The sequence below is a fragment of the Kitasatospora sp. NPDC038210 genome (assembly GCF_055600605.1).
This window is the reverse complement of the sequence record NZ_JBVJYK010000006.1, coordinates 335,578-351,947: the sequence shown is the minus strand read 5'-3', so window position 1 is coordinate 351,947 and position 16,370 is coordinate 335,578. Positions and strand designations below refer to the sequence as shown.

Annotated in this window: 18 protein-coding genes; 7 read left to right on the top strand and 11 right to left on the bottom strand. The window is 74.3% G+C overall.

The features are described from left to right. Positions 1-53: 53 nt before the first annotated feature. Complete coding sequence (locus ACZ7KX_RS15625; RefSeq protein ID WP_350522136.1) at positions 54-854, bottom strand: enoyl-CoA hydratase-related protein; 801 nt, start codon at positions 852-854, stop codon at positions 54-56. Between the two features lie 300 nt (positions 855-1,154). Between ACZ7KX_RS15625 and ACZ7KX_RS15620 the strand changes: the two genes are divergently transcribed. Continuing rightward, positions 1,155-1,322 carry a DUF3117 domain-containing protein gene (locus ACZ7KX_RS15620; RefSeq protein WP_014137929.1) on the top strand — a complete coding sequence of 56 codons (168 nt, stop codon included), beginning with the start codon at positions 1,155-1,157 and terminating at the stop codon, positions 1,320-1,322. 115 nt (positions 1,323-1,437) lie between these two features. On the opposite strand, the gene ACZ7KX_RS15615 is transcribed toward ACZ7KX_RS15620, so the two are convergent. After that, a complete protein-coding gene (locus tag ACZ7KX_RS15615; protein ID WP_207809516.1) occupies positions 1,438-2,070 on the bottom strand; it encodes an O-methyltransferase in 633 nt (210 codons plus the stop codon). Positions 2,071-2,358: 288 nt separating this feature from the next. Between ACZ7KX_RS15615 and sigE the strand changes: the two genes are divergently transcribed. The 4 genes from sigE (at position 2,359) to ACZ7KX_RS15595 (ending at position 5,584) form a co-directional block, all read left to right on the top strand. After that, positions 2,359-3,090 (top strand): RNA polymerase sigma factor SigE, encoded by a 732-nt coding sequence (sigE, locus tag ACZ7KX_RS15610; protein WP_396544748.1) that lies wholly within the window; start codon positions 2,359-2,361, stop codon positions 3,088-3,090. Then, positions 3,087-4,109, top strand: coding sequence for a zf-HC2 domain-containing protein (locus tag ACZ7KX_RS15605; protein ID WP_470326878.1), 1,023 nt, complete (start codon positions 3,087-3,089; stop codon positions 4,107-4,109). Before sigE ends, ACZ7KX_RS15605 begins: the two co-directional genes overlap by 4 nt. Positions 4,110-4,257: 148 nt before the next feature. Then, a complete protein-coding gene (locus ACZ7KX_RS15600; RefSeq protein ID WP_470326877.1) occupies positions 4,258-4,692 on the top strand; it encodes a sec-independent translocase in 435 nt (144 codons plus the stop codon). A 223-nt stretch (positions 4,693-4,915) separates the two neighbouring features. Then, positions 4,916-5,584, top strand: a complete 669-nt coding sequence (locus ACZ7KX_RS15595; protein WP_470326876.1) for a hypothetical protein — start codon at positions 4,916-4,918, stop codon at positions 5,582-5,584. An 88-nt stretch (positions 5,585-5,672) separates the two neighbouring features. On the opposite strand, the gene ACZ7KX_RS15590 is transcribed toward ACZ7KX_RS15595, so the two are convergent. The 4 genes from ACZ7KX_RS15590 to ACZ7KX_RS15575 form a co-directional block, all read right to left on the bottom strand. Further along, positions 5,673-6,833 (bottom strand): Mrp/NBP35 family ATP-binding protein, encoded by a 1,161-nt coding sequence (locus tag ACZ7KX_RS15590; protein ID WP_350522131.1) that lies wholly within the window; start codon positions 6,831-6,833, stop codon positions 5,673-5,675. Between the two features lie 56 nt (positions 6,834-6,889). Continuing rightward, the gene (locus tag ACZ7KX_RS15585; RefSeq protein WP_396544746.1) at positions 6,890-7,465 is read right to left on the bottom strand and encodes a DUF1003 domain-containing protein; all 576 of its coding nucleotides are present in this window, start codon (positions 7,463-7,465) and stop codon (positions 6,890-6,892) included. Positions 7,466-7,514: 49 nt separating this feature from the next. Then, on the bottom strand, positions 7,515-8,810 hold the full coding sequence (locus ACZ7KX_RS15580; RefSeq protein ID WP_470326875.1) for a magnesium transporter MgtE N-terminal domain-containing protein: 1,296 nt from the start codon (positions 8,808-8,810) through the stop codon (positions 7,515-7,517). A gap of 131 nt (positions 8,811-8,941) precedes the next feature. Further along, positions 8,942-9,481: a hypothetical protein gene (locus ACZ7KX_RS15575; RefSeq protein ID WP_470326874.1), complete on the bottom strand. Its 540-nt coding sequence runs from the start codon at positions 9,479-9,481 to the stop codon at positions 8,942-8,944. A gap of 140 nt (positions 9,482-9,621) precedes the next feature. Here ACZ7KX_RS15575 and ACZ7KX_RS15570 point away from each other — a divergent pair, with 140 nt between their 5' ends. Next, positions 9,622-10,551, top strand: coding sequence for a DMT family transporter (locus ACZ7KX_RS15570; RefSeq protein ID WP_470326873.1), 930 nt, complete (start codon positions 9,622-9,624; stop codon positions 10,549-10,551). Positions 10,552-10,557: 6 nt separating this feature from the next. Here the strand turns inward: ACZ7KX_RS15570 and corA are convergent, their stop codons facing one another. After that, on the bottom strand, positions 10,558-11,679 hold the full coding sequence (gene corA, locus ACZ7KX_RS15565) for a magnesium/cobalt transporter CorA (RefSeq protein ID WP_470326872.1): 1,122 nt from the start codon (positions 11,677-11,679) through the stop codon (positions 10,558-10,560). A 431-nt stretch (positions 11,680-12,110) separates the two neighbouring features. Here corA and ACZ7KX_RS15560 point away from each other — a divergent pair, with 431 nt between their 5' ends. After that, positions 12,111-12,752 (top strand): suppressor of fused domain protein, encoded by a 642-nt coding sequence (locus ACZ7KX_RS15560; RefSeq protein WP_396544543.1) that lies wholly within the window; start codon positions 12,111-12,113, stop codon positions 12,750-12,752. Positions 12,753-12,911: 159 nt separating this feature from the next. Here the strand turns inward: ACZ7KX_RS15560 and ACZ7KX_RS15555 are convergent, their stop codons facing one another. The 4 genes from ACZ7KX_RS15555 to ACZ7KX_RS15540 all read right to left on the bottom strand — a co-directional run bounded on the left by ACZ7KX_RS15555 (position 12,912) and on the right by ACZ7KX_RS15540 (position 16,244). Beyond that, positions 12,912-13,772: a PHP domain-containing protein gene (locus ACZ7KX_RS15555; RefSeq protein WP_470326871.1), complete on the bottom strand. Its 861-nt coding sequence runs from the start codon at positions 13,770-13,772 to the stop codon at positions 12,912-12,914. Positions 13,773-13,866: 94 nt separating this feature from the next. Then, positions 13,867-14,505, bottom strand: coding sequence for a DUF6758 family protein (locus ACZ7KX_RS15550; protein ID WP_350522125.1), 639 nt, complete (start codon positions 14,503-14,505; stop codon positions 13,867-13,869). A 307-nt stretch (positions 14,506-14,812) separates the two neighbouring features. Further along, complete coding sequence (locus ACZ7KX_RS15545; protein WP_158834957.1) at positions 14,813-14,971, bottom strand: hypothetical protein; 159 nt, start codon at positions 14,969-14,971, stop codon at positions 14,813-14,815. 397 nt (positions 14,972-15,368) lie between these two features. Continuing rightward, complete coding sequence (locus ACZ7KX_RS15540) at positions 15,369-16,244, bottom strand: alpha/beta fold hydrolase (protein ID WP_470326870.1); 876 nt, start codon at positions 16,242-16,244, stop codon at positions 15,369-15,371. Between the last annotated feature and the right edge of the window lie 126 nt (positions 16,245-16,370).

The following is a 16,370-nucleotide window of genomic DNA, read 5'->3' as shown; positions in this document are numbered from 1 at the left end:
CGGCCCGGCCCCGGAGGGCCCGTTCCCGGCGGCCGTTCCCCGGTGGCCGTTCGCTAGCGGCCCACGTACTTCGGCTTCTCCTTGGCGATGAAGGCGCGCACCGCGATCCGGTGGTCCTCGCTCTCGCCGGCCAGGGTCTGCAGCTCGTCCTCCTTGTCGAGGAGTTCGGACAGCGAGTGCGAAGCGCCGTACGCCAGCGACTCCTTGATGGCGCCGTACGCGACCGTCGGACCCTCGGCCAGCTCGCGGGCGAAGACGCGGGCGGTGGCGGCGAGTTCGTCGGCCGGCACCACCTTGGTGGCCAGGCCCAGCTCCATCGCCTCGGTGGCCTTCACCGTCCGGGGCAGCATCAGCAGCTCGGTGGCCTTGGCGTGCCCGACCAGGCGGGGCAGCGTCCAGGACGCGCCCGAGTCGGCGGTCAGGCCGATCCCGGCGAAGGCGGTGTTGAAGCCGGCCCGGTCGGACAGGATCCGGAAGTCGCAGGCGAAGGCGAGCGAGGCGCCCGCGCCGGCCGCCACCCCGCCGACCGCGGCGACGGTCGGCTTGCGCATCCCGGCCAGGGCCCGGGTCAGCGGGTTGTAGTGCTCGGCGACGGTCCGCAGCGCGCCCTCGCCGGTCTCGTCGGCCCGCTTCAGCATCGTCAGGTGCTCGTTCAGGTCCTGCCCGACGCAGAACGCGCGCTCGCCCGCCCCGGTCAGCAGGACGGCCCGCACCGCCGGGTCCTCGGCGGCGGCGGTCACGGTGTCGCGCAGCGCCACCTTGGTGGCCACGTCGAGGGCGTTCATCGCCTCCGGGCGGTTGATGGTGATGACGGCCAGGCCGCCGTCCAGCTCGTACAGCACGGAATCGGACATGGGCGAGGGCTCCCTGGGTGATCGTCGTGGTGTCGGTGTCGTGTGCCAGGATGCCGGAGCACGCGGTGGCCTGGGGAGTGTGAGGTATCGCACCTTCCGGTGGCGTCCGCACTGCCGCCACGCCGGGGCTTATGACGTGAATTGCGGCGGTTGGGGGCGGTCCGGCCGAGGTTGCACCGAGAGTGATGTTGGTCATCAGCCCGTGGCATGCGGGATAATGGCTTCCGATCAATGCGTTCGATACCGGCGGTGGACGGACTGCCGGTGCGTAGCTGAGCGGTTGCAGGAAGGGGAACGAGCATGGCGGCCATGAAGCCGCGGACGGGTGACGGCCCGCTCGAAGTCACCAAAGAGGGGCGGGGCATCATCATGCGCGTTCCGCTCGAAGGCGGCGGACGCCTCGTGGTGGAGCTCACGCCTGACGAGGCCGACGCCCTCGGCGAGGCCCTGAAGAAGGCCTGCGGCTGACCGCAGCAGGTGCTCGCCATCTCCTGGAGATGCGCTGCCGGGCCCGGGCACGACGTCATGTCGGCCCGGGTCCGTGCGTTTCCCGGCGGCCCCGGCAGGGCCCCCGGGGCGGCCCCTAGCGCTTGACGGCGCAGAGCAGCCCGTCCGAGACCGGCAGCAGCGCCGGCAGCAGGGCCTCGCTCTCCCGGACGTCCCGGACCAGGTCCCGGACCGCGCCGGTCTGCGGGTCCTGCAGCTCCGGCTCGGCCAGTCGGCCCTCCTGGAAGACCCCCTCGAAGCAGACCATGCCGCCCGGCCGCAGCAGCCGCAGCGACTCCAGCAGGTACTCGCGGGACTCGGCCGGGTCGCCGTCGCAGAACACCAGGTCGTACTGGCCGTCGGCGAGCCTGGGCAGCACCTCCAGCGCCCGGCCCGGTATGAACCGCGAGCGGTTGGCCGCGAACCCGGCCGCCTGGTACGCCTCGCGGGCCAGCTGCTGGCGCACCGGCTCCGAGTCCACGGTGGTGAGCACGCCGTCCGGCCGCATCCCGCGCAGCAGGTAGACCCCGGACACCCCGGTGCCGGTGCCGATCTCGGCGACCGCCTTGGCGTCCAGCGCGGCGGCCAGCAGCCGCAGGCACGCCCCGCCGCTCGGCCCGATCGCGCGTATGCCGGTCCGCGCGGACTGCGCCCGGGCGTAGGTCAGCACCGCGTCCTCGCCCACGTAGGTGTCGGCGAGGGCCGCGCGCGCGGGCCCGAACTCGCTGATGGCTGCCTCTTTCGGAGCCCCGGGTGGCGGCCCGGTGCCGGGGGATGTCGATATTTCCTGCCACAGATTACTGGCCGACCGGGAACCGCGTACGGGGGCGGGCCGTTGTCATGTCGGACCGGGTGCGGGAGACCTCCCGGGCACTTTTATCCGGGCTTGACGGGTGAGGTGGATATGGTGGTGGCCCTGCTGGGCAGAAGAGCCGACCGAGGAGGTGTGGCCGAGGGAGACGTGCCCGTGCGGCGGCACTCCCGCGGCACCGCGTCGGCCCGTACGCCGAAGCCCGTGATGAACCAGCCTGCGCACTCCGACCTGGACCAGCCCGCCGCCGCGACGCCGGCCGCCGGTACCACCGAGGCCCCCGCCCTCGCGACGTTCGCCGAGGGCCCCGACGCGCAGACCTGGACTCCGCCCTCCTGGGAGGAGATCGTCGAGGCGCACAGCGCCCGCGTCTACCGGCTCGCCTACCGTCTGACGGGCAACCAGCACGACGCCGAGGACCTCACCCAGGAGGTCTTCGTCCGGGTGTTCCGTTCGCTGTCCACCTACACCCCCGGCACGTTCGAGGGCTGGCTGCACCGGATCACCACCAACCTCTTCCTGGACATGGTCCGCCGGCGCCAGCGCATCCGCTTCGACGCGCTCGGCGAGGACGCGGCCGAGCGGCTCGCCTCCCGCGAGCCCAGCCCGGCCCAGCACTTCAGCGACACCCACTTCGACGCCGACGTGCAGCAGGCCCTGGACACCCTCGCCCCGGAGTTCCGCGCGGCCGTGGTGCTCTGCGACATCGAGGGCCTGTCGTACGAGGAGATCGCCGCCACGCTGGGCGTCAAGCTCGGTACCGTCCGCAGCCGCATCCACCGCGGCCGCTCGCACCTGCGCGCCGCGCTCAAGCACCGTGCCCCCGGCTCGGCCCCCGGCCGTGAGCGCCGCGGCGGCTCGGAGGAGCCGGTGCCGGTCGGCGTCGGCGCGGTCGAGGCCGCCGTCGCGCCCGGTGGGCGCGGACGGAGGCGATCGTGAGCGGAACCAGCCGGTCCGGCTCGGACCGTTCGGACACGTCCGGCCGGTCCTCGACCCGGCGGAGCTGGGCCCTGCCGGGTCGTCGCGGTACCGACGAACCCGGTGAGCCCGTGCTGCCCGCGCTGGCGCTGCCCGCCGACACGGCGCTGCATGCGCTGCCCGTCCGGCCCGCCGAACCCGCCGCCGAGGAGCACCACCTCGGCGAGCGCCTCTCCGCCTTCCTGGACGGCGAACTCGGCCACGACTCGCGCGACCGCGTCCAGGCGCACCTGGCGACCTGCCCGCAGTGCCTCGCCGAGGTCGACGAGGGCCGCTCCGTGAAGCACCTGCTGACCCGCACCGGGACGCCCGGCCCGTCCTCCGCGCTGATGGCCCGGCTGATGGCCGTCGGCAACCTCCCCGAGGACGGCCCGGCGGACGGCGACTGGCGGCCCGGGCGGGCCCACCACGATGACGACGACGACCTGCCGGGCGGCGGCATCGCCGCCGCCGGCACGCTCGGCGGCAGCCGGCTCGACGGCGGCTCCTTCGGCCGCGGCGCCGGGGCCTCCTTCGGCGCGGGCGCGCTCGGCGCCGACACACCGGTGCCCGGGGTCGACCCGCGGGCCTTCGGCCGCGGCGCGGTCCTGCGGCCGCTGATGGGCCGGCGCGCCGCCCGCCCCGAGCCCGCCGTCGGACCGGACCACGGGGCCCGGCCGCAGCCGTCCGCGGCCGCCGTCCGCCCCGCCGCGCGCGGGCGCCGACTGGTCTTCGCCGCTGCCGGAGCCTTCTCCGTCGCCGCGGTCACGCTCGGCGGCGTCGGCGGCCTCACCCCGCAGGGCGAGGAACGCCACGGCACGACCGTCAGCCCGGCCGGCGGCAACGCCGGTACCGGCCGCGGCGGCCTCGTCCCGATGACCGCGCAGGTCCCGGTGGACTTCCCGGGCCGACCGGTCGCCGCGACCCGTGAGGCGTCCCCGCCGTCCTCCCCGGAGCGTTACCCCGGCGGCGTCGCCGCACTGCGTCAGCAGACCCGCTAGAGCGTCCCCGGAGGGGTCCTGGCGTCCGGCTCCCGACGTGCTCGGCCACCGGCAGGTCTTTACCACGGCTTCATCGCAGCGTGGGTCGGAGACTCGCCGGTGGCCATTACCCTGTAGGAACCGTCGTCCGACGAGCTAGGGAGCAAAGGTGTTCAGCGACGTAGGCGGGCTGGAGATCCTGACCCTCATCGTGATGGCGATCATCATCTTCGGCCCGGACAAGCTGCCGAAGCTGATCCAGGACACCATGGGCTTCATCCGGAAGATCCGTTCCTTCGCCGACAACGCGAAGGAGGACATCCGCAGCGAGCTCGGCCCCGAGTTCAAGGACTTCGAGTTCGAGGACCTCAACCCCAAGACCTTCGTCCGCAAGCAGCTCATGGGCGACCAGGCGGACCCGCTGGGCCTCAAGGACATGAAGGACTCGCTGGACATCCGCTCCGTCCTGGACGACAAGCCCGCGGCGCCGGTGAACGGCCGCAGCGGCGGCGTCAGCTTCGACAAGTCCGCCCCGGCGACCGCCTCCGCCGGCGCTCCGCTGGCGCCCGGCGAGCGGCCCCCGTTCGACCCCGACGCCACCTGACGCACGATCCGCCACGAGGCTCCGGCAGCACGCCGCCGCCCCGCCCGGCCGCCCGGCTGAGCGGGGCGGCGGTGCGTGCGCCGCTATTGTGCTGATTGTTCCCGATGAGCCGTCCGTCACATTCCGCGTGGTCGCGGAGCAGGAACGGCCCCCGGGAACGCCGCGGTACGCCACCATGGGAGCGCGCCACGGCAGGCACACGTGCGTTTGAGGAGGCCCGGGGATGGACGCGACGAGTCAGGCGGGAGGGGCGACGGCCACGGCCGGCGGCCCGGTGGTCGGCGGACAGGCCGGCCCGGCGGACCCGCTGGTGCCCTACCTGTCCGCCGATTTCCCCTGGTACGGGCTGGACGAGGGCTGGACCGGCCGCCGCTACCTGATGCAGGCCGGCGCCGGCGCCCGCGCCGCGGGCAGCGTCGACTACGGCGCGCTCGGCCACGGCGACGAGCCGGCCAAGCAGTACGAGCCGCGCGACATGCGGAAGTTCGCGGCCGTGGTCACCGTCGCCCGCCGCGACAGCCGGCGCAGCGCCGACAACACCGGCACCCTGGAGGCGACCTCCGCCTCCTCGGCCGCCTGGCTGGCCGGCTCCGGCCTGCTCGCCGCGACCTGGCCCGGCCAGCTGGACCGCGCGCTGCGCCAGGACTGGCTGGACCAGCAGAGCAGCCTCGCCTGGGACCTCGCGGACGACCTGGCCGGCCCCGGCTGGTCCACCCTCAGCCTGCCGGTCAACGGCCTGCCGCAGCCCTTCCGCTACCGCGAGTCCGAGTACGGCTGGGTGCTGGCCGGGGAGGCCCCCGGCGTCCTGCTCGGCGCGTACGGCCGCGGTGTCAGCGCCTACGGCGTCGGCTTCTCGACCGTCCCGGACCTGGCCGCCTACACCCGCCCGTAGGCCCCGTGCTGCAGCCCGAAGGACCCGCCCGTGACGACGGAGGGGCCCGGTGACGCGTGCGTCACCGGGCCCCTCCGTGGCGGTCGGCTCAGAACTTGTTCTTGGGTGTCAGCCCGAGCGACATCCCGGACAGGCCGCGCTGGCGGCCGCCGAGCTTGCCGGCCACCGCGCGCAGGGCGGCGCCGGCCGGGGAGTCGGGCGCGGCGAGCACGACCGGGCGGCCGTCGTCGCCGCCCTCGCGCAGGCGCACGTCGATCGGGATCGAGCCGAGCACCGGAACGGTCGCGCCGACCGTGCGGGTGAGCGCGTCCGCGACGGTCTGGCCGCCGCCGGTGCCGAAGACGTCGATCATCTCGTCGCAGTGCGGGCACGGCATGCCGGACATGTTCTCGATCACGCCGACGATCTTCTGGTGGGTCTGCACCGCGATGGTCCCGGCCCGCTCGGCCACCTCGGCGGCGGCCATCTGCGGGGTGGTGACGATCAGGATCTCCGCGTTGGGGACCAGCTGGGCCACCGAGATCGCGATGTCGCCGGTGCCGGGCGGCAGGTCCAGCAGCAGCACGTCCAGGTCGCCCCACCAGACGTCGGCGAGGAACTGCTGGAGCGCGCGGTGCAGCATCGGGCCGCGCCAGACAACCGGGGCGTTGCCCGGGGTGAACATGCCGATCGAGATGACCTTCACGCCGTTCGCCTGCGGCGGCATGATCATGTCCTGGACCTGGGTCGGCCGGCCCTCGACGCCCAGCATGCGCGGCACGCTGTGGCCGTAGATGTCGGCGTCCACGACGGCGACCTTCAGGCCGTCCGCGGCCATCGCCGCCGCCAGGTTGACCGTCACCGAGGACTTGCCGACGCCGCCCTTGCCGGAGGCGACGGCGTAGACGCGGGTCAGCGTGCCCGGCTTGGCGAACGGGATCTCCCGCTCGGGGGCGCCGCCGCGCAGCAGCTGGGAGAGCTCCTTGCGCTGCTCGTCGCTCATCACGTCGAGCTCGACCTCGACGCCGGTCACGCCGGAGACCTTCCCGACCGCCTCGCGGACCCGGGTGACGATGGTGTCGCGCATCGGGCAGCCGGAGACCGTCAGGTAGACCGCGACGCGCACCGCGCCGCCCTCGGCGATCTCGACCGATTTCACCATGCCGATCTCGGTGATCGGGCGGTTGATCTCCGGGTCGTTGACGGTCGCCAGCGCCTGGCGTACGGACTCCTCCGTGACGCCGGCCGCGACCTCTGTCTCGTTGGCCATGCCTTGATGGTACGGCGCCGACGGATCCCCTTGACTCGCCGGTAGCGTGCCGCCGGTCACAGCTGCTCGGAGGTCTCCCGGCGCTCCTCGATCTCCCTGAGCAGGGACTGCAGTTCGGAGCGGATGAAGTCCCGGGTGGCGACCTCGCCGAGTCCGTGCCGCAGGGCCGCGACCTCGCGGGTCAGGTACTCGGTGTCCGCGATGTTGCGGTCGCTGCGGGCCCGGTCCTGCTCCATGTTGACCCGGTCCCGGTTGTCCTGCCGGTTCTGTGCCAGCAGGATCAGCGGGGCCGCGTAGGAGGCCTGGAGCGACAGCGCCAGGGTCAGGAAGATGAACGGGTACTCGTCGAAGCGCACCGTCGCCGGCAGCAGGGTGTTCCACGCTATCCAGACGACGACCACCACCGTCATCCAGACGATGAACCGCCCGGTGCCGAGGAAGCGGGCGATCCGCTCGGACAGGACGCCGAAGGCCTCCGGGTCGTAGGAGGGCAGCGAGAGCAGGCCGGGGCGGGCGGTGCGGGGCTGGTCGAGCCGGGTGCGGCCGGTGCCGGTGATCGTGGCGGTCTCCGGCCGGCGCTCCCGGCTGCCCTCGCGGGTGCGCAGTTCGCGCAGTTGCCGCAGCTGCCGCAGTTCGCCCTGCAGGCGTCGGCGCGCGGAGTCGTCCGGCCGGCCGTTGCGGTCACCGTCCACCGGTCACCCCTTCCGTCTCGTGCTGCCAGGCGTCCCCGGAGTGCAGTGCGGCGTCGCGCCAGTCGTCCGGCAGCAGGTGGTCGAGCACGTCGTCGACGGTCACCGCGCCGAGCAGGTGGTCCGCCTCGTCGACGACCGGCGCGGCGACCAGGTTGTACGTCGCCAGGTAGCTGGTGATCAGCGACAGCGGGGTGTCCGGCGGCAGCGGGTCCAGGTCGTCGTCCACCAGCGAGCCGACCAGGACGTACGGGGGCTCGCGCAGCAGCCGCTGGAAGTGCACGGTGCCGAGGTAGCGGCCGGTCGGGGTCTCGTTCGGCGGGCGGCAGACGAAGACCTGCGCGGCGAGGGCGGGCTTGTGATCGCTGATCCGGACCCGGGCCAGCGCCTCGGCGACCGTCGCGTCCGGCTCCAGGACGATCGGCTCGGTGGTCATCAGACCGCCGGCGGTGTCCTCCTCGTAGGTGAGCAGGCGGCGCACCGGCGCGGCCTCGTCCGGCTCCATCAGCTGGAGCAGCCGTTCGGCCTCGTCGCCGGGCAGCTCGGAGAGCAGGTCGGCGGCGTCGTCCGGGTCCATCGCCTCCAGGATGTCGGCGGCGCGCTCCTCCTGGAGCTTGCCGATGATCTCGACCTGGTCGTCCTCGGGCAGCTCCTCCAGGACGTCGGCCAGCCGCTCGTCGTCCAGGGCGGCGGCGACCTCGGCCCGGCGCTTGGCGGACAGGTGGTGCATCACGCTGGCGAGGTCTGCGGGGCGCAGCTGCTCGAAGGTGGCGAGCAGGTTGGCGGCGCCCTGGTCCTGCTCGGGCAGGGAGAAGCCGGTGACGTCCTGCCAGTCCAGGGTGAGCCGCTCGCCCTTGCCCTTGCGCAGCCGGCCGGCCCGGCCGACCTGGACGAAGACCTTGCTGACCTCCCACTCGCGCACCCGGGACTGCACCATGCCGACGTCCAGCACGGTGACCTCCTCACCGGTCTTGGACCAGGTGACGGTGCGGTCCAGCAGCTCGGCGAGCACCAGGGTCTCGGACGGGCGCTGCTCGAAGCGGCGGAGGTTGATCACGCCGGTGGTGAGCACCTGGCCGGACTCCAGGCTGGTCACCCGGGTCATCGGCAGGAAGATCCGGCGTCGGCCGACCACCTCGACCACCAGGCCGAGCACGCGCGGCGGGCGCCCGCCGAGCCGCAGCGAGACCACGACGTCGCGGACGCGGCCGACCTGGTCGCCGTTGGGGTCGAAGACCGCGATGGCCGACAGGTGGGAGATGAAGACCCGCGTGCCTGGCCCTGCCATGGACTCCCTCGACTCGCTCGACGCCGTGCGTGGTGCGCCCGGGCGCACCACGCGGCCAAATCTACCCGCGAGTGCGGGGCCCGGCCCGACGAGGGCACGGTAGCCGGGCGAGGAGTCCTCGGCGTGAACCCTCAGCGGCGCTTGAACAGCAGCTTGGGCAGGCCGGCCGGGATCGGGCGGCGGGTGGTGGCCGGGGTGGGCATCGGCTGTGCGGCGTGCGAGCCGTCCGGCATCGCGCCCGGGCCCTCGGCGAGCGGGCCGGAGGGCTCCAGCCGCAGCACCCGGCACTCGCGGGCCCAGCGCTCGGTGATGGCGTCGGTGTCGGGCGCGTTCAGCCGCTTGCCCTTGAGTTCCTCGACCGCGCCCAGCCACTGCGGGCTGCCCGGCGCGAGCTCGACCACCCGGGCGTGCCAGCCGGTCAGCCGGCCGCCCTTGTCCTTGCTGCGGACGGTGACCACGGCCCCGGCGCCGGGGGCCAGGCCGTGCAGCGGCTGCTCGCCGCCCTCGCCGACCACCACGACCGCGCCGTCGTGCCAGGCGTGCCACAGCGGCCGGGCCTGCTCCTGGCCGTCCGCGCGCACCCAGAGCAGGCCGGACTTCTTCGCGGCCTCCTCCAGCAGTGCCTGGTCGAGGAAGGCGTCGGCGGTCGCGGCAGCGGGCGTACGGTCCATGGCCGACAGCGTACGGGTTTCCGGTCCGTTCCCGTCCACGGGACGGCGGGACGTCTCAGCCTCCGGGCGACAGTTCCATTACTGCGCCACGGGCCTTACCGTATGAGCGCCCCGCCCACCGCGACCAGCAGAGGAGCGCCGTGCCCGCCGCCCGGCCCGCGACCGCCCCCGCCGCCACGCCCACCGCCGACCCGCGGCCGACGCATCCGCTCCCCACCCTCGACCTGCTGCTGCTCGCCGTCTCGATCGGCGGCATCTCGCTGTCCGGTCCGCTGATCAGCGCCACCGCCGCGCCCGCGCTGGCGATCGCCTTCTGGCGCAACGTCATGTCGGTCGGGGTCCTGGGCCCGTACGCGCTGCTGCGCCACCGCGCCGAGCTGCGCGGGATCGGCCGGCGGGCGCTGCTGCTCGCGGTCGCGGCCGGGGCGCTGCTCGCCGTCCACTTCGCGCTGTGGATGCCCAGTCTGCGGATGACCTCGGTGGCCTCCGCCACCGCCCTGGTCACCACCACCCCGCTGTGGACCATCCTGCTGATGCGGCTGATGGGCGTCCGGGCGCCCCGGACGGTCTGGCTCGGCACGGTCGTGGCCTTCGCCGGCGTGCTGGTGCTCACCGGGGTCGACCTCTCGCTCTCCCCGCGCGCGCTGCTCGGCGACGCGCTCGCCCTCGCCGCCGGCCTGGCCGCGGCCGGGTACATGCTGCTGGGCGCCGAGGTCCGCAGGACCGTCAGCACCACCGCGTACACGCTGGTCTGCTACGCCACCACGGCGGTCGTCCTGCTCGGCATCTGCCTGGTCGCCGGGACCCCGCTGTCCGGCTGGCCGGCCGGGGTGTGGTGGCAGATCGTGCTGCTGATGGTCGCCGCCCAGCTGCTCGGCCACTCGCTGAGCAACCGCGTGGTGCGCAGCCTCGGGCCGTCGATCACCTCCACCGCGATCCTGCTGGAGACCCCGGGCGCGGCCCTGATCGCCGCGCTCTGGCTGGGCCAGTGGCCCCCGGCGGCCGCCTACCCGGCGGTGGTGCTGATCCTGCTCGGCCTCGTCCTGGTCGCCCGCGGCGGCCGGCGCTGACCGGCCCTAGAGCCAGCCGTTGCGGCGGAAACCCCGGTACATCCCGACGCAGATCAGCGCGATCGCGCCGAGCACCATCGGGTAGCCGTACTCGTGGTGCAGTTCGGGCATGTAGTCGAAGTTCATGCCGTACACGCCGGTGATCATGGTGGGCACGGCGAAGATCGCCGCCCAGGCGGTGATCTTGCGCATGTCCTCGTTCTGCGCGACCGAGACCTGCGCCAGGTTGGCCTGCAGCAGCGAGTTCAGCAGCTCGTCGAAGCCGTGCACCTGCTCGGCGACCCGGGCCAGGTGGTCGGCGACGTCCCGGAAGTACTTCTGGATGTCCGGGTCCACCAGGCGCTGCAGCGGCTCGGACAGCTGCTGCATCGGGCGCAGCAGCGGCACCACGGCGCGCTTGAACTCCAGGACCTCGCGCTTGAGTTGGTAGACCCGGCCGACGTCGGAGCTGCGGCCGCCCTTGGCCGAGAAGACGCCGTACTCGATCTCGTCCACGTCGTTCTGCAGCCGCTCGGCGACCAGCAGGTAGTTGTCCACGACGTGGTCGGCGATCGCGTGCAGCACCGCCGCGGGGCCCTTGGCGAGCAGTCCGGCCTCGTCCGCGTCGGCCTCCAGGCGGTGGCGCAGCTCCTGCAGCGAGCCGTGGCCGCCGTGCCGGACGGTGATCACGAAGTCCCGCCCGGCGAACACCATCAGCTCACCGGTGTCCACCACCTCGCTGGTCGGCGTGAGCTGGTCGTGCTCGACGTAGCGGATGGTCTTGAAGACGGCGAACAGGACGTCGTCGTAGCGCTCGACCTTGGGCCGCTGGTGCGCGTGCACCGCGTCCTCGACCGCGAGCGGGTGCAGGCCGAAGCGCTGGGCGATCCCCTCGAACTCCGCCTCGGTCGGCTCGTGCAGTCCGATCCAGCTGAACGATCCCGCGCCGTCGTGGAGTTGCTGCTCGGCCTTGACCCGGCGGGCGGCCTCGCGCGGGCTGCAGGACTCGCCCTTGCGCTTGCCGTGCTGGTAGACCGCGCAGTCCACGACCGCCGAAGCGGCGTCCTCGGGCAGGACGTCGTACACCCCGGCCGCGACCCGGCGGCGGTTGGTGCGGACGGCGGCACGCAGGCTGTTGATCATCGACATGGCAGGCTCCCAGGGGCAGGGAGCCGTCGCAAGGCGGCGCGGAAGAAGAAACGTTCGGCCGCGGTACGACGGCGAAGAACACCGGTGAAGGGGGGGATGAAGGTGCTCTCCCGGCCGGTCCGTCCGCCGTGGTCCTGCGCCCTGGGCTACTGCGGCTGATTCAGCCGGTTGGGCCTGCGGGGCGAGGGGTACGGGGAAGTCGGGGCCGGGCAGAGCTGCCGGTACTGCATGGTCGGCCGGTATCCACCGCAACCACCTCCTTCGCGCCGCCGCCCCGGGACGGAAGCATCCCGGTGGCCAGTCGCTCACCCTAACATCTGACCGGCCATCGGCGCCCGGGGGTTCCCCGAGGCTTTACGGGTCCTTGACGGGCCGCTCCACCGGGCCGCCCGCACGCGGCCCGCACGCCCCACCGGGTTACGCTCACCGGCATGGCCCACGACTTCCCGCTCTTCGGCGATCCCCACGGCGGCAGCTCCCCGGAGCTCTCCCGGGAGGCGGTGCTGGCCGCCGTCGAGGCCCGGCTGATCTCCACCTTCGGCGAGCCGAGCGGCCGGGCCGCGGTCACCTTCCTCGGCACCGACCGGATCGAGGTGCTGCGCTTCGGCCCCGACGCCGAAGGCCTGGTGCGGTACGCGACGCTCGGGATGTCCGCCGCGCCGATGGCCGACCCGACCGCGATGGTCGCCGACCAGGTGCGCGGCCCGCGCGCCGAACTGGTGCTGACCGTCCGCGGCGGGCGTGACGGCGTGCTGCGCAGCCTGGCCACCTTCGCCGCCACGCCGCAGGTCGAGGGCCTGGTGGTGGCCCCGGGCGGCTCGCTGGACCTCGGCGCCCCGCTGTGGGAGGGCGCGCCCTTCACCTCGGTGCTGGCCGCCGAGCCGGGCGGTCTGGTCGAGGACCTGGAGCTGGCCGAGCCGGCCGAGCCGGTCCGCTTCCTGCCGCTGCTGCCGATGACGCCCAACGAGGCGGGCTGGAAGCGGGTGCACGGCGCGGCCGCGCTCCAGGAGCGCTGGCTGAACCAGGGCACCGACCTGCGCGATCCGGAGCGCCGCGGCGTCCGGCTGGACTGACGGCCCGGTCCGCGGCCCGGTCGGCGTTCCCCCGGCGGCCGCTGACGGCTGTTCAGGCGCCGCTCGGGCAGGGCCCGGAGGGGGACCCGGGAGGGCGTGCGGGTCGCGCCCGCAGGCCCCTGCCGCGCCCCGCACGCCGGAGCGCGGCGGCCCGCACCCTCAGCGCTCGATCGGCTTCGCGCCGGTGGCCTGCGCCAGCAGTGCCTCGTAGACGGCGGGGTCGGTGGTGTGCTCGCCGAGCCGGACGGTCTTGCGGGTGCCGTGGTAGTCGCTGGAGCCGGTGACCAGCAGGCCGAGCTCGCCGGCCAGCCCGCGCAGCCGGGCCCTGGTCTCCTCGTCGTGGTCGGTGTGGTCGACCTCCAGTGCGCCCAGCCCGGCCGCCGCGAGGTCGGCGATCACCGCGTCCGGGACCACCCGGCCGCGCTTGACCGCGCCGGGGTGGGCGAAGACCGGCACCCCGCCGGCCGCCCGGACCAGCCGGACCGCCTCCAGCGGATCGGTCTCGTGCTTGCGGACGTCCGCCCGCCCGCCGTTGGCCAGCCACTCGGGGGTGAAGGCGTCCGAGACGGTGGCCACCACGCCCGCCTCGACCAGCGCGCTGGCGATGTGCGGCCGCCCGACCGAGCCGGCGCCCGCGATCCGCTGCACCTGCTCCCAGCTGATGTCCGCGCCGAGCTCCCGGCAGTGCTCGACGATCGCCCGGCCGCGCCGGAACCGGTCGGTGCGCACCAGCTCCCGCTCCTGCGCGAACTCGGGCTCCTCCGGGTCGAACAGGTACGCCAGCAGGTGCATGCTGACGCCGTCCACGACGCAGGACAGCTCCGCGCCGGGCACGACGGTCAGTCGGGTGCCGTCGGGCAGCGCGTGCACCGCCCCGGCCGCCTCGGCGTGGCCGGCCACGGTGTCGTGGTCGGTGAGCGCCACGACGTCGAGGCCCGCGGCGACGGCCGCCGCGACCAGCTCGGCCGGGCTGTCGGTGCCGTCGGAGGCGTTGCTGTGGGCGTGCAGGTCGATGCGCACGGGGCGGGCTCCTGGGGGCTCGTGGGTGCCGACCAGGATAGGCCGTCCGGGCGAGGGGCGGGCGGTGCGGCGGGGGGCCGGCGGCCCGGGCGGGTCAGCCGAGCAGTCGGGGTGAGAGCGCCCCGCAGGGCAGCAGGTCCAGCTCGGCACCGGCGTCGCGCAGGTCGGTGAGCACCAGCTCGTCGTACATCACCAGCGCGGACTGCTCGGGCCAGGCGATCGCCCACAGCCACAGCCCGCGCGCCTCGCCGACGAAGACCGCGCGGTCGGCCGGGGCGTCCGGGACGTGGAACATCGGGGTGGGCCGGCCGGCGGCCATCAGCTTGGCGTCGGCGGGCTTGTAGAGGCCGACGGAGTCGCCCGGGTCGGGCCCCGGGAGTCCGGCGTAGCGGGCGCCGAGCCCGACGCCCAGTTCCTCGGCGACCAGCACCAGTTCACCGAAGCCGCCGAGCGGCGCCGGGCCGGAGCAGGCGACGGCGGTGGCGCGGGCGCCCGAGACGTCGTCGCCGGCGTGGGCGATGCCGGTGTAGAGCCAGCCGACCGGGAGCGGCCAGGGCATCCAGACGGGGACCTGCGAGCGGGCGACGGCGACGCCCAGGGCCTCGACGCTCGGGGGCAGGACGGGCTGCATCGGGTGCACGGCTCCGTGCCGGTCGCACTGCCAGGTGTCTGAGAACAGACCGGGGGCGCGGACCCGACCGGCGCACCTCGGGCAGCTTGGCTCGCCCCTCATAGCCGACAACGCTCCTCCCTCCGGACCGCCGCGTCAAGGACGATCACCCGTACGGAGGGCTCGGCGGCACCTGTCGGTGGCGGACGCCCGGCCGGCGCGGGGTGGGCGCGGCGCGGGGTGGTTCCCGTTGGGGGATGTCCCGTGACGGGCGGCGGCAAACGTCCGGGGCGCGACCCCGGACACACTGACGCCCCGTCATCGGCGGTCGCGATGACGGGGCGTCAGTCCGGTATCGGGACGTCCGGATCGGACGCCCCCGGCTCGTCTGCGGCGGGTGAGGACTCCCGGTCGGAGGCGCCGCGCGGGGTCAGACGGTCGGGCACGGCCGGATGAGCAGGCGTTCGCCGGTGCGGGCGGCGGCCTGGACGTGCTCGCGGACGGTCGCGGCGTCGGCGATCAGACGGTCGGTGGCGGAGCCGTTGGTGTCGTCCAGTCGGACGATCTCGAAGCGCATGGTCTTCGTCATGGGCGTCTCCCTTCCTTGCCCCGTCGGGCGGGGCGATTGCGGCTGAGTCGGTATCAGCCCTTTCGGGGTCTTGCGGGTCCGGCGAAGGGGCCGGACCGGGCGGGTCGTGCGTGCGGCGGTCTGCTGCGGCAAGGGCTCCCCCTGCTTGCCTGGTGCGTCCAGTGCCTCGTAACCACGGTGTCGTGGCGGTGCTACCGGGCCGTTGCCCGTCCGTGAAGTCCAGGTTTCGAGCGGTACGCGTCGGCGTCGAGGCCGACGATGATTCCCGGACAGAATCAAAGATTACCGTAACTAACGAATTTTGTCCTGCGGTGAAGCCCGTCGAACTTCCGAAAGTGGTACAGACCACTCCCGGAAGGCGGTGAGGTGACGTGGGTCGGCCGGGGCCGGAGGGCGGTCAGGCCCAGAACGCGGCCAGCGCCTCGGCGGTCGCGGCCGGCTGCTCGGCGTTGGGGGAGTGGCCCGCGTTCGCGACCACCACCCGTCGGGCGCCCAGGCGCTCGGCCATCCCGGTCTGCTCCGGGACCGGCCAGGCGTAGTCCCGCACGCCGGACAGCACCAGCACCGGCAGCCCGGCGGTGGCGGCGGCCAGCTCGTCCACCCGGTCCGGCGCGGCGACCAGGTGGCCGCCGGTGACGGACAGCGCCCGCGGCACGTTGGCCAGCCAGCGGCGGTGCAGGAACTCCGCGACGGCGGGGTCGAGGGCCGGCAGCGGCTGCCCGCTGTCGGCCTCCATCTGCCGCATGACCTGCCAGATCTCCTCCAGGCCCATCACCTGCAGCGCGTCCAGCAGCAGCTTGGTGCGGGCCGCCTCGGCCGGGTCGATCGCGCCCGGCCCGGTGGACATCAGGGTCAGCGACCGCCACGGCAGCGGGCCGTGCGCGGCGGCGGAGAGCACTGCCTCCCGCACCACCTGGCCGCCGAAGGAGTGCCCCAGCAGGTGCAGCGGCTCGCCGTCCGCCGCCAGAGCCTCGGTGAGCGCCAGCACGTCCGCGCCCAGCTCGCCGGCGGCGTACGCCGCGGGGTCGTCCGGCCCGCCGGTCTCGTGCTGCCCGCGCTGGTCCACGGCCGTCACCCGGTACCCGGCCGCCGCGAGCGGTTCGAGCAGCCCGATGAAGTCCTCCTTGCTGCCGGTGAACCCCGGGACCAGCAGTGCCGAACCCAGCACCGCCCCGTCGGGCTCCGCCCGCAGCGCCGCGAACCCGCCGCGCCCGGTCACCACCCGCTCGGCCCGCGCGCACCGGGGCAACCTCAGGAACGGCGGCGTGCTCATGGCGTGGTCTCCCTGCTCTCCTGCCTGCGACTTCCCGACGTCCCCGAGCTTAGGGCGTGCCCGCCGCCGTCCGGCGCCCGTGCCGTCGGCGACGTGTCGTGCCGCCGGCCGCCGGTGGGCCCGGAC